This window comes from Granulosicoccus sp. 3-233, assembly GCF_052681095.1.
Genome location: NZ_JBQYLE010000010.1, coordinates 1 through 11,686, shown reverse-complemented (window position 1 = coordinate 11,686; position 11,686 = coordinate 1). Strand labels below are relative to the sequence as shown.

12 protein-coding genes are annotated in these 11,686 nt (G+C 56.0%); 8 read left to right on the top strand and 4 right to left on the bottom strand.

The window, feature by feature from the left end:
* Nucleotides 1-300: 300 nt before the first annotated feature.
* Together ACUNV4_RS22365 and ACUNV4_RS22360 are read left to right on the top strand one after the other, a co-directional pair.
* Nucleotides 301-1,260, top strand: a complete 960-nt coding sequence (locus ACUNV4_RS22365; RefSeq protein ID WP_430880852.1) for a DnaJ C-terminal domain-containing protein — start codon at nucleotides 301-303, stop codon at nucleotides 1,258-1,260.
* Entirely contained in the window at nucleotides 1,257-1,574 is a 318-nt protein-coding gene (locus ACUNV4_RS22360) for a chaperone modulator CbpM (protein WP_430880851.1), read from the top strand. Before ACUNV4_RS22365 ends, ACUNV4_RS22360 begins: the two co-directional genes overlap by 4 nt.
* Nucleotides 1,575-1,702: 128 nt before the next feature.
* On the opposite strand, the gene ACUNV4_RS22355 is transcribed toward ACUNV4_RS22360, so the two are convergent.
* Nucleotides 1,703-1,948, bottom strand: coding sequence for a YdcH family protein (locus ACUNV4_RS22355; protein ID WP_430880850.1), 246 nt, complete (start codon nucleotides 1,946-1,948; stop codon nucleotides 1,703-1,705).
* Nucleotides 1,949-2,367: 419 nt separating this feature from the next.
* On the opposite strand from ACUNV4_RS22355, the gene ACUNV4_RS22350 reads away from it, so the two are divergent.
* Nucleotides 2,368-3,117: a VIT1/CCC1 transporter family protein gene (locus ACUNV4_RS22350; protein ID WP_430880849.1), complete on the top strand. Its 750-nt coding sequence runs from the start codon at nucleotides 2,368-2,370 to the stop codon at nucleotides 3,115-3,117.
* Between the two features lie 198 nt (nucleotides 3,118-3,315).
* Entirely contained in the window at nucleotides 3,316-5,802 is a 2,487-nt protein-coding gene (locus ACUNV4_RS22345) for a putative bifunctional diguanylate cyclase/phosphodiesterase (RefSeq protein WP_430880848.1), read from the top strand.
* Between the two features lie 87 nt (nucleotides 5,803-5,889).
* Here ACUNV4_RS22345 and ACUNV4_RS22340 read toward each other — a convergent pair whose 3' ends face one another.
* The gene (locus ACUNV4_RS22340) at nucleotides 5,890-6,525 is read right to left on the bottom strand and encodes a DUF3047 domain-containing protein (RefSeq protein ID WP_430880847.1); all 636 of its coding nucleotides are present in this window, start codon (nucleotides 6,523-6,525) and stop codon (nucleotides 5,890-5,892) included.
* A 235-nt stretch (nucleotides 6,526-6,760) separates the two neighbouring features.
* On the opposite strand from ACUNV4_RS22340, the gene ACUNV4_RS22335 reads away from it, so the two are divergent.
* From ACUNV4_RS22335 to ACUNV4_RS22325, 3 genes are read left to right on the top strand one after another with little or no spacing between them, the layout of a single operon-like run.
* A complete protein-coding gene (locus ACUNV4_RS22335) occupies nucleotides 6,761-6,964 on the top strand; it encodes a YgaP family membrane protein (protein ID WP_430880846.1) in 204 nt (67 codons plus the stop codon).
* A 29-nt stretch (nucleotides 6,965-6,993) separates the two neighbouring features.
* Nucleotides 6,994-7,878, top strand: coding sequence for an MBL fold metallo-hydrolase (locus ACUNV4_RS22330; RefSeq protein WP_430880845.1), 885 nt, complete (start codon nucleotides 6,994-6,996; stop codon nucleotides 7,876-7,878).
* Nucleotides 7,879-7,933: 55 nt separating this feature from the next.
* Nucleotides 7,934-8,227 (top strand): DUF3422 family protein, encoded by a 294-nt coding sequence (locus tag ACUNV4_RS22325; RefSeq protein ID WP_430880844.1) that lies wholly within the window; start codon nucleotides 7,934-7,936, stop codon nucleotides 8,225-8,227.
* 83 nt (nucleotides 8,228-8,310) lie between these two features.
* Here ACUNV4_RS22325 and ACUNV4_RS22320 read toward each other — a convergent pair whose 3' ends face one another.
* Together ACUNV4_RS22320 and ACUNV4_RS22315 are read right to left on the bottom strand one after the other, a co-directional pair.
* Nucleotides 8,311-9,225 carry a hypothetical protein gene (locus ACUNV4_RS22320; protein WP_430880843.1) on the bottom strand — a complete coding sequence of 305 codons (915 nt, stop codon included), beginning with the start codon at nucleotides 9,223-9,225 and terminating at the stop codon, nucleotides 8,311-8,313.
* 198 nt (nucleotides 9,226-9,423) lie between these two features.
* On the bottom strand, nucleotides 9,424-10,047 hold the full coding sequence (locus ACUNV4_RS22315) for a DUF938 domain-containing protein (protein WP_430880842.1): 624 nt from the start codon (nucleotides 10,045-10,047) through the stop codon (nucleotides 9,424-9,426).
* Between the two features lie 264 nt (nucleotides 10,048-10,311).
* Between ACUNV4_RS22315 and ACUNV4_RS22310 the strand changes: the two genes are divergently transcribed.
* The gene (locus ACUNV4_RS22310) at nucleotides 10,312-11,466 is read left to right on the top strand and encodes a serine hydrolase domain-containing protein (protein ID WP_430880841.1); all 1,155 of its coding nucleotides are present in this window, start codon (nucleotides 10,312-10,314) and stop codon (nucleotides 11,464-11,466) included.
* Nucleotides 11,467-11,686: the final 220 nt, after the last annotated feature.

Here is an 11,686-nt window from a genome sequence, read left to right as displayed (position 1 = left end):
TGGTTAGGCATGCAATATCCGCATGTGTACTCCGAGAGTCTGCCTGAATCCTGCCATCGGCATATCGTCGGAGGCAGAAAGCGGTTTTATGGTCAGCAAGGTGCGTAGCGTCCATCCGCCATGGGTTCCTGCGGATGCGGCAGCTGTCATGATGTCCGGCAATGAACAGTGCCGTCATGACGATGTAGAGCTCTTGTCTCGTGCGGAAAATCTTCATTTGCCTTCTGTTCCTGCATGAAGAGCATATTCTGTAGACGATACATCCCGCCAACAGGCAGATGAGGAGGTTTCAGGAACAACATGGAGTTCGTGGACTACTACAACATCATGGGACTGGAAGACGATGCCAGTGCCGACGACATCAAGCGTGCCTATCGCAAGCTGGCGCGCAAGTATCACCCGGACGTCAGCAAGGAGGCAGACAGTGAGGTTCGCTTCAAGGAACTGGGTGAGGCCTACAATGTGCTCAAGGATCCCGAGCGACGCCGCGAATACGATGAACTGAAACAGTATCAAGGGGCAGGCGGTGCCGGTTTCCAGCCTCCGCCGGATTGGCATGCCAGAGAATCCATCAATCCGGAAGACTTCTCTGGCGTCGGTGGTGCGGATTACAGTGATTTTTTCGAGCAGATATTCGGATCGCGTTTTCGACAGCAGTCCGGCGGGCACTCTGAACAACATTTCGACGCACGTGGACAGGATATACACAGCAATCTGTCGGTGTCCATTCATGATGCCTACAAAGGGGCCATGGTTGAGCTATCACTGAGTACACCGGTGGTTCAAAATGATGGCAATATTCGAACAGAACAGAAAAAGCTCAAGGTCAAGGTACCGGCCGGTGTGACGAATGGGCAGAAGATCCGATTGCGTGGGCAGGGTGGGCCGGGAATCGGCAATGAGGCGGCCGGAGATCTGTACATCGAAATCCGGATTCAGGAAGACAGCCGCTTTCATCTGGATGGCAAGGATGTCAGTGTCAGCGTGCCGGTGATGCCCTGGGAGGCCGCATTGGGGGCGTCCATCGAAGTGCCAACGCTCAACGGCAAGGTACGAGTGACGGTGCCGGCCAATGCCAGTCAGGGACAGCGTCTGAGGCTCAAGGGGCGAGGCCTGCCTGGCAAGGTTCCGGGAGATCAGTATGTGATTCTTTCCGTCATCGTGCCTAAGGCCGTGACAGAGGAACAGAAACAGGCCTATCAGGCAATGAGTGAGTTGTGGTCCCTGGACCCCCGAACCGACGATGGAGGAAACTCATGAGATTCACGACAGATCATGAGCATTCCGGTATTGAAGTGGAAATACTGGAAAGAGACAGGGTTTATACGCTGACAGAAGTCTGCACGATCTGCCAGTTGGACGAAAACGGTGTGCAGGAATTCCTGGACTACGGTGTCGTGGTGCACGAAGCCTCCGACGAGTTGCGTTTTCGTCAATCGCAGCTCGACAGGTTGTTACGGGCCCGGCGTTTGCAGGACGATCTGGAGCTCAATCATGCAGGGGTGGCACTGGCCCTGGACTTGCTCGATACGATCGCTCGTCTGAAGCGCGATATCGCTTTGCTCAAGCGATGAGCATTGCTCGTCTGTAGTCAGGCGTGCCGCAGCCTGCTTGCAAGCTCATCTGCAGCAGCTTGACGAGTGGTCCAGCCTTGCCAGTCGGCAGAGCAAGGCCGGGTTGTCAGTACCGAAGCGGTTGTCCGTCAACTCTGTTGCAACAGGGCCAGCAGGTCGTCCTTCATTTTCACTCGCTTCATTTTCATGCCATCCAGCTCAAGGTCAGGAACATGTTCCAGGCCTTGCTCTATGCGGACGATTTCCTTGTCCAGCGCCTCGTACTCTTCCATGATTCTCGAGAAATGCGCATCATTCATTTTCATCGCGTGGATAGTTTGCTTGTGCTCTGGCAAATCTCGCGCCAGTGGGTGATTGTCGACCAGCTGTGACATTGAACGAGTCCTTGGTTGCAGGAAAAGTCTGATGATGACGGTAAAGTCATCAAGGTGTCTTGATGCAAGTCAGTGCCGCGGCAGAAGAATGCGCGGCAATGCCTGAAACCGCGACTTATGGCCGCAGATGAGCCACTGCAAGATGCAACGTGATTTGTGCATCCTGCAGGTCCGTAGGGAAGGTCAGTAGGACAGAGCACGGATAGTTGGATACATTGCAGCCGGTATGGCAACTCGCGAGTGTGTCGGTCAGGTCATCAACTGTTACAGGAGCGTTTTCCCCCCTGGTTGGGTGGGGTTCTACACCACCTGGCCAGTGAGAATGTCTGCGGATTCCCGACCTGTACCACATCTGATCAGGAGTAGACTTTGCTCTGACAGATCCATCTGATTCTCCCGAAATTCAAGCGAGATGCCTGATGATTCTCAAACGTTTGCTGAAGCACTCCATCGAGCACGGTCATTCTCAGTCCGAAATCGAGTCAAGACTGGGCAGCTCGGACGAGAAGCCGAACCATCTGCGTGATGCCATTTACGGCGGTATCGATGGAGCTGTCACAACCTTCGCCATTGTGGCAGGCGTTGAAGGTGCAGGTTTTGACCGAAATATCATCATTGCTCTGGGGGTTGCCAATGTACTGGCAGACGGGTTCTCGATGGCGGCCAGCAACTACTCCGGGATCAAGGCAGACAGCGAACAGGTGTCCCGTCTGCGAGCCATGGAAAGGCAACACATCAAGAGCTTTCCCGCTGGCGAGCGGCTCGAGATCAGAACCATTCTGAAGAGGAAGGGGTTGCAGGGGGAACAGCTGGAGGAGGCTGTCAGAGTGATGACAAGCCATGAAGGCCTCTGGCTGGATATGATGCTGGTGGAGGAGCACGGCGTTTCACCTGTACCGGCAACACCCGTACGCGCCTCGATGGTGACATTCGCCGCATTTGTCGTGTGCGGTGACATCCCACTCACACCGTTCGTGCTGAATACCGCGGACCCCTTCAGTCAGGCCATCATTGCCACCGGAGTCACGTTTGTACTGATCGGATCCCTGAAAAGTCGTTGGTCTCAGGCCCCCTGGTGGAAATCGGCTCTGCAGACCCTGGCGATCGGAGGCCTGGCAGCCGTGATTGCCTGGTCCGCCGCGGTCTTCGTGACGAGTCTCGGAGCTTGACTTGTCTGAGTGCATCAGGGAAGCAAAGCCTCCATCACAATCGGTCAAAGTCCAGTTTGGGTGTCGTGGGCGTTTGGAACCCACGGAGTTGAAAGTGCGCTGCAGCACCGGCTAAAGCCTGCCTGCGGATGGCCGAAAACAGTCCTGTACGGGGCAATAGCCATCACAGCGCCTTGCATGAGGTGCCAGTAACCTTGCATGAGAAAAATGGAAGCTTCATCCGCTACGGTCACTAGAAGAGGCCGGCACCTGGCCTCCGACGAGACTCGCGGAGCAGAGCCGTCGCAATCACCGCTGCGTTCTCCTCTCTTCTGGCGGATCACAACGGTTGTATTCGTGTGCATCGTCATCATCGAAGCCGTTTTGTTGATCGTTTCCTGGTTCGCTGAGCGTGATCGCCTGTTGACGCGCATTGATGACTCGCTGGCCTTGTTGTCGCCCATTCTGGCCGTGTCAGACGATCATCATGAGCTCGACAGTCTACTCGGACGCTCCGGTCGGTCGAGCCAGCATCCGCTGATTGGCTATGTGCTGGAAACGTCGGCAGGAGTGGAAAGGCTTGGAGGTGATGTTGCCGGATTGCAGGCTGGTCTGTCAGCCAGTAGCGGACGAGTTTTCAACGCCGATTCCGGTGTCTACGATAGCGCCTTGACGCTATCCCAGGGCGACGAATCGCTGGCCATGACGCTCTGGTACCGGGTGGACGCGCGGCATGTCGTCGACGAGTTGCAAGCCTATGTGTTCAGAATCGTGGGCCTGGTGGTTCTGATCAGTCTGTTTGTCACCGTGGGATGCCTGTTGGGGCTTACACCCTTGCTGATCCGTCCCCTGCAGACGCTGGACAGACTCATGGTCACCGGTCAGCGCAAGGGTCTGCGACAGATCACCGCACCGGCAGCACTCGTTGCGCGCAGGGATGAGCTGGGTAATGTCTATCGTTCCTTCGAGCAACTGACGGGAGCGTTGATCAGTGCCGAGGATCGGAACAACACCATGAGGGAGCGTTTTCAGGGGTTTGCCGATCTTGGCGCGGACAGTTTCTGGGAGACCGACAGTCGCTTGCGAATATGCTACGCCGCCGGTGACATCAGCGGCATGTTCGGGATCAGCGCAGATGAATTGACAGGCATGAGTCTGCGACAGCTCAAGCAACTGCTGGCAGGTGAATGTTGCGACGCCGACAGTATCGTGCCGGCTCTGAAAGACCAGGGTGTCTGGGACGGTCAATTGCAGCATCCGGCAGAAAGCGCCGGGCTGCGTACGGTACGCATCGTGGCCAGAGCGATGTGGGATGATGACGGCAGATTCCGAGGTGCCCGAGGAACGGTTGTTGATACCTCGGTAGCCAGTGAGCTGTCGGCGGAGTTGAAGTATCAGGCAAATCACGACACCTTGACAGGACTGTGCAACCGGCGCGAATTTGCCCGTGTACTGGCTCGGGAAATCGAGGGGCAGAAGAGCGATGGCAGGCAGTTTTGTGTCTGCATGCTGGACCTGGACCGGTTCAAGGTGGTAAACGACAACTGTGGTCATGCGGCGGGCGACAATCTGTTGTTGCAGCTGGCCTCTCTGATTCAGTCAACGGTTCGCGAGCAGGATCTGGTTTCGCGACATGGCGGCGATGAGTTCACCGTGTTGCTGCGAGGTTGCGGCTTGGAGGACGGCACCCGCATTGCCGAGAATATTCGGGAGGCCATGAATCAATTCAGGTTTCAATGGGAGGAGCGTGTCTACAGCGTGGGTGTCAGCATCGGCATTGCCGAGTGTGTCGCGGAAATGAGCGGTGCGGAAACCGTGATCCTGGCTGCCGATGCCTGTTGCATCAAGGCCAAGGGTTTGGGCAGAAATCAGGTGCAGGCGTACAGCTCCAGTGACGAGGTGGTGGCCAGACAGACTGGTGAAATACAATGGGTGGCCCGAATATCACAGGCGTTGGAGGATAACCGTCTGCTGCTCTACCAGCAGCCCATCGTGAATATCGGCGACAAGGATGATGGTGAGGTTCATTTCGAGGTTCTTTTGCGATTGCAGGCAAGAGATGGGACGATCCATTCGCCAGGTGAGTTTCTACCCGCTGCCGAGCGGTACGGCCTGGTGGGGCAGATCGATCGTTGGGTTGTCAGAAATGTCATCGACTGGCTGGAAGGTCTTGCATTGCCTGCACAGCAACGCTTGTGCATCAATATCAATCTGTCCGGGGTGACACTGTCCGAAGAATCGTTTCAGGAATTCCTGTTGCAGACCCTGGCTGAAAACCGGATGCTGTGCAGCCATCTGTGCTTCGAGATCACGGAGTCAGCGGCCATGGGAAATGCCGGCAGGACAGTTGCTTTCCTCAATGAGTTGCGCAAGCTTGGCTGCCGAATTGCCATGGATGATTTCGGTACCGGTTTTTCCTCCTTGAGTCAGGTCAGGCAGTTGCCGCTCGATTACATCAAGATCGATGGTGTCTTCATACAGGGGATCGTGGAAAGCGAATTGGACAGAGCACTGGTACGGTGTGTTGCGGACGTTGCCGGCGTTCTGAACGTCAGGACGGTTGCTGAGGTTGTTGAGTCCGAGGCTGTATACCAGGTCTTGCAGGAGCTGGGCATCGACTACGCGCAGGGATATCTGTTTGGCAAGCCCGCTCCGTTGATGGACGTCAGCTTGTCAAGCTTGCTTGATGATGAGTCCGCTGCCTGAAGCTCTGGCCTTATATATACAATGCAAGGGGTAGCAGTAGCAGTCGAGTAGTCAGGTGGGCTCAGTGCTGGGCAAGTTCACGATGACTCATTGCGTATCGAATCTGATATCGGCAAACCAGGTTGTGGCAGTAGCTCCCGTGTTGTCTGCATCAACCATGATCGCGTAACCATTGATCTTGCTGACATCGACACCGAAGTATGTCCTGAAATCCTGAGCCACATCGCGTTTTTCGGTGATCCATTGACCCACTTTGGCTTCTCCGCTTTGCAATACGACGACATGTGACTTTTCCGTATAGGCACTACCCCAATGCTCGCCGATCGAGCTGCCTGATGACCAGACATAATTGATGGCAAGAGTATTCCAGGGGAAAGGTCCCTTCTTGTAGACCACGTACACGCGTGCGGGAAAGTCATCTCCTGCCCTGGACCGTTCGTCAGGGTTGTCGAAGATATTCCTGATCTGCCATTGCCAGCTCAGAATCGGAGTCTTTCGAAGATCCGTTTTCTTGTCCCTGTACAAGGCGGAGGCTGATGCATTGGCATGGCCCCGGATGGCATGGGTACCTTGATGCTCGACCAGCGAATAATCGGAGTTGCCCGAGAAGGAGCGCTCCTTCCAGCCCAGTTTCTCGAGGCTGGCGGAGACGTTGCTGGTTGCGCACAAGGGACCGCTCAGTATGCACATGATCAGGAAGGCGGCAGGCAGTCTGGTTGGCAAGGGTTTATCCGTAAATGGTGTCCATTCACGGATAACGGCCGCCTGATCAAACGGCTTGAACAGCGTCGCAAGCCGGACTTTGCCTGTTGGGGAGTCTGGCCACGTTCGCGGCCCGTTCGACTGAGCGATATCGCAATGAAATGCCGGACCGGTGCAGGTCATGGTGACAATGTTACTGAAGGCACTGTTCAGGTCAGCAACAATAACCTGAGTCTTGCAGAAACCGAGGTACATCATGAAATCGAATATTGGATCGCTCGACCGCAGGTTGAGAATTGTTGCAGGTATCGTGCTGGTGCTGATGCCCTTGCTGGTCGGCTTTGATTCGGGACTTGCAAGAGCCTTGTCTATACTGGTAGGTGTGGTTCTGCTGGTAACGGCTGCGCTCAATAGTTGCCCGATATACAGGCTGCTGGGTTTCAGCAGTCGCACCAGGTAGTACTCTACCGTTCACCAATGGAGGCCGATATGTCCCGATACCCTGTCAACATGAATGTTGTGCCAGACGTCAAGGCGTTCTTCGACGAGGCGACCAATACGGTCAGCTACGTGGTCAAGGATCCTGGCAGCACCGCCTGTGCCGTGATCGACAGCGTACTGGACATCGATTACGCTGCCGGAAAGATAAGCTATGACAGTGCCGATGAGCTGATCAGCTACGTCAGAGAGAGGGGTCTCGAGCTCGAATGGATCATCGAGACTCATGTTCATGCCGATCACCTGAGTGCAGCTCCCTATCTTCAGGAAAAGCTGGGTGGCAAGATCGGCGTGGGAGAGAAGATCATCGTCGTGCAGGAGACCTTCGGCAAGGTCTTCAATGAAGGTACCGAGTTTCAGCGGGACGGATCGCAATTCGATGCACTGTTCAAGGACGGGGATCGCTACCAGGTTGGAGCAATGGAATGTTTTGCCATTCACACACCCGGCCATACGCCCGCCTGCATGGTGCATGTCATGGGCAATGCCGCCTTCGTGGGTGATACGCTGTTCATGCCCGATGGTGGCTCGGCCCGCGTCGACTTTCCGGGTGGCGATGCCGGCGAGCTGTATGACAGTATTCAGAAGCTGCTGGCTCTGCCGGATGACATGCGGCTGTTCATGTGTCATGACTATGGCCCCAATGGTCGGGAGATTCGTTGGGAGACCACCGTGGCAGAAGAGAGGGCCGAGAACATCCACGTCGGTGCTGGCAAGACGCGCGAGGATTTCATCCGCTTTCGCACCGAGCGCGACGCACAGCTGGGAATGCCGAAGCTGATCCTGCCTTCATTGCAAGTCAATATGCGTGCGGGAGAGGTGCCGCGTGACAAGGAAGGCAACCCGATGCTGAAGGTGCCATTGACCGGCTTGTGAGCTCTGTCCGGCCCAGGGTGAGATATCCAGGCGTGCGACCAAAGCCTCCAATCTGTTGCGGACGCGAGTAGATGTGGCTGCCGAACGGCAGAACCAGGCTCTGCTGGACAGCATGAATGTCCGTGCTGAACAGCAATTGCGGCTGCAAGAGACCGTGGAAGGTCTGTCTGTCGTGGCGATCAGCTATTGCGCAGTCTCCTTGCTGGTTTATGTCATCGCGCCACTGGCTGATGCCATGGAAATCAGGAAGTCGTGGCTGCTCGCCGGACTCTCACCAGTGGTGATCACTGGTGTCCTGCTGATGCTGAGAGCCACACACCGTCGACTCAAGCGCCAGGCTGCCCGATAGACTAACTGGACAGCATCAGGCAGGTTTTCACTCAGGCGACGTGGTCGAGGTGCCTGGCATGTGATTGGCAGGCAGGCTGATGGCTACCTTTTCGGATCGAAGGTCAATACAACGTCCCCGGCTGGTGGCTCGGGTTCGATGATACGCACCATGGCATCCGGCATCTGTGCGCCGTCGGAAACCCGGAGAAAATCGCGAATTGCCGTACCTGTACAGGCGTTGTCCAGAACAGGTGCGCCCCGACCTGATTCGATGTCACTTGTCTCGACGATACGGTAGTCGATACTGTAGCGTGCCAGGCCAGAGGTGTTGGGAATGGAGCGGTGTAGTTGATCTGCCGAGAACAACAGAATGCTGCCAGGTGAAGGAAGAACGATATCCTCGTGTTCCGGGTTCCAGTCAATGGCGCCGGGCTGGGCACGGGTATCGGTCTTGACGACCTTGTCCAGAGACGCTCGCTCGACATTGCGGCGATAATAGTCGAAATCGCATGAATTGTTGGGTACCTTCTTGCCGAATGCGCCGGGATCGAAGGCCATGGCGTTGTTGCGCCGAGGCTCCCATATGGGCAGCCACAGATTGATCTGTTGGGGTGCGGCAGCGTACCAGGTGTCACGGTGCCAGGGAAAGGCGTAGGCAATGCCGGTCGTGAGGTGCCCGACAGGGTAGGAGGTGCGGGGCTTCAAGAGGTCGAAGTGCGTGGTCTCGGGGTTGAATCCGCATTGTTCGACGATTTCCCTGGCCAGCTGCATCGAGCGGTCCATGCGCATGAAGGCGGGTTTCCACTTGCTCAGGATGACCGCCAGTTCTTCGGGCGAGAGTTGCTCATGCACATGTTGCGGGTCATGCCCGTCAAACAGATTGTTCAGCTCCGCTCGTGTGTGTTCGACCAGCTCTCCTACTGCGGGTAGCTCGGTCAACAAAACGATGTCGCCTGCATAGAGCGACTCGCGCAATTCGATGTTGGAACAACCGGGGTTTACCAGGATGGTGCTCATGTTCTTCAGTCTACGGGGAAGGCAAGGTTGCCGACTCAGGCACAGGATTGACAGGGTTTGCCCATGGTCAACCGTCTTCGCGATTATTCCACAAGCCACTGGGCATGCGCGTTCGACGGGCCCGCATTACACTGAATATTTCCGGTATTTCTACCTGTACTCGAGTTCGTGGGTTCGTGGGTTCGTGGGTTCGTGGGTTCAGGGTCTGGGCTCTGGCGTGGATGGGCAACGATCCCAGACGAGCAAGTGATTGTTGGCAGGCATGGCCGTGATGCGGGCAGGCGCAAAGCCTGACTTTCTTGCCAACGTTTCCAGGTCCTGTACGTCGCGGATACCGCTGGCGGGGTCTGCCGCTCGCAATTGCCGGTCGAACTGCCGGTTGCCATCGCTGATGTGTTCTCCCTCGAACATGAAAGGCCCGTAGATGCACAGTTTGCCGCCTTTTTCCAGTTTCGCCGCAGACAGATCGAACAGCTTCATGACCAGGGGCCAACTGATGATGTGCAGTGTGTTGGCGCTGTAGCAGGCTGTCACACCCTCCAGGGCCGGAGGTTCGGCGCACAGATCAAGCTCCACGGGAGGCAGGATATTCGGTAGTCGGCAATCGTTTATCCATTGCTGCATGCCAGGCAGTTTGTCGGATCGATCAGTAGGTTGCCAGCGCACGGTGGGCAATGCTTCTGCAAAATGACAGATGTGCTGGGCGGTCCCGCTGCCGAATTCCAGCACCAGATCATCCGGAAGCAACTCGTCGCGCAGAGCGTCCAGTATGGCATGTCGGTTACGATCAGCGGATGGTGCGAAAGGTCTCTCTGAAGTCACTGGCAATGTCTCGTTGTTCCCGCCATCGTTATACCAGTGAAGACCCGCTGTGATGGTTTTTCCCGACCGAGAATCCGGCAAAGCCGGCTGAATCCCGACCGGGCGATTCAGAAAAGTCACGAATGACGTAGAATGTCAATAAATCAGCGTTATTCGTATTTGATGTGGCTTTGTTGACAGTGGTTCGGCTCGGTGATGAAGTCGTCAATCCAGTCTCGATTGCGCGCCTTTTGTGTTCTTCCGCTCTGATCAATGTTGTTGTCGATGAAAAAGAATCCTCACAGCCAGGTAGCCTTGTATTCTGCGGCTGCTGGTCGCACAGAAACTGCGTTGGAGTCGATGTCGGAAACCATTGATCCGGGGGATACCGGATATCGCGCAGGTCGCCGTCGAGCGCTTGCCAGATTGGCCGGAATGTTGACGGTGGCTCAATCCGGGGGTTCATTGGCCGCCATGGTGCCCTCTGCAGGCGATGTCGAAGAAGGCACAAGAACCGTTTCGATGGAAGCGATGGCGAATACTGCCGATTCTCTCGATCAGTTGCATTCATTGATCATCATTCATCGCGGTGAGACTGTTTTCGAGAAAGCCTTTCGTGGTGCATCAACGCGAGAGCCGGTCAACATGAAGTCCGTGTCGAAGACACTGGTTGCCACACTGACCGGAATTGCAGTCGACAAGGGCGTTGTACCCGATCTGGACAAGACTCTGGGGGAGCTGGCACCCGGTCTCATACCATCTGGTGCCGATTCCAGGGTGGCGAAGATCAGCGTCAGGCATTGGTTGAGCATGCAGGCAGGACTGCAGCGCACATCAGGACCCTTCTACAATACCTGGGTGAACAGCCCCGATTGGGTCGAGTATGTTCTGACGAGACCCTTCGTTGACGAGCAGGGTGGACGAATGCTGTATTCCACCGGCAACTATCATGTGCTGGGTGCCATGCTGACGAGCCTCACCGGCAAGAGCCTGCTGGAACTGTCTCGTGAGTGGCTGGGAGAACCACTGGAAATTCAGGTACCCCCCTGGACGAGAGACCCTCAAGGCTATTATCTGGGTGGCAATGAAATGGCATTGTCGGCGAAGGGTCTGGCCAGGTTCGGCGAGATGCATCGGCTGGGTGGGCAAATAGATGGCAAGCGTGTCATCAGCCAGCAATGGATTGATACCGCCTGGTCAGCTCGGACACGCTCCAGATATTCCGGGCATGCCTATGGTCTGGGGTGGTATCTGGCACTGGTGGACGGCCACCGCGTCGCGTATGCCAGAGGCTATGGTGGGCAGGTGCTGTATGTCATTCCCTCGCTGGAGCTGACCGTGGTCATCACCTCAGACGCCACCAGGCCGGCTCGCTCCGGTGAGTACATGGACACACTGCATGCCCTGCTGACCACGAGAATAATACCTGCGGTGGTCTGAAGGGCCGTTTCGCAACAGCTTGGCATGACCGACAGTGGTCAGCGATCCGAGGCTTGAGACTTGAGGCTTGAGGCTTGAGGCTTGAGGCTTGAGGCTTGAGGCTTGAGGCTTGAGACTTGAGGCTTGAGGCTTGAGGCTTGAGACTTGAGACTTGAGACTTGAGACTTGAGACTTGAGACTTGAGACTTGAGACTTGAGACTTGAGACTTGAGACTTGAGA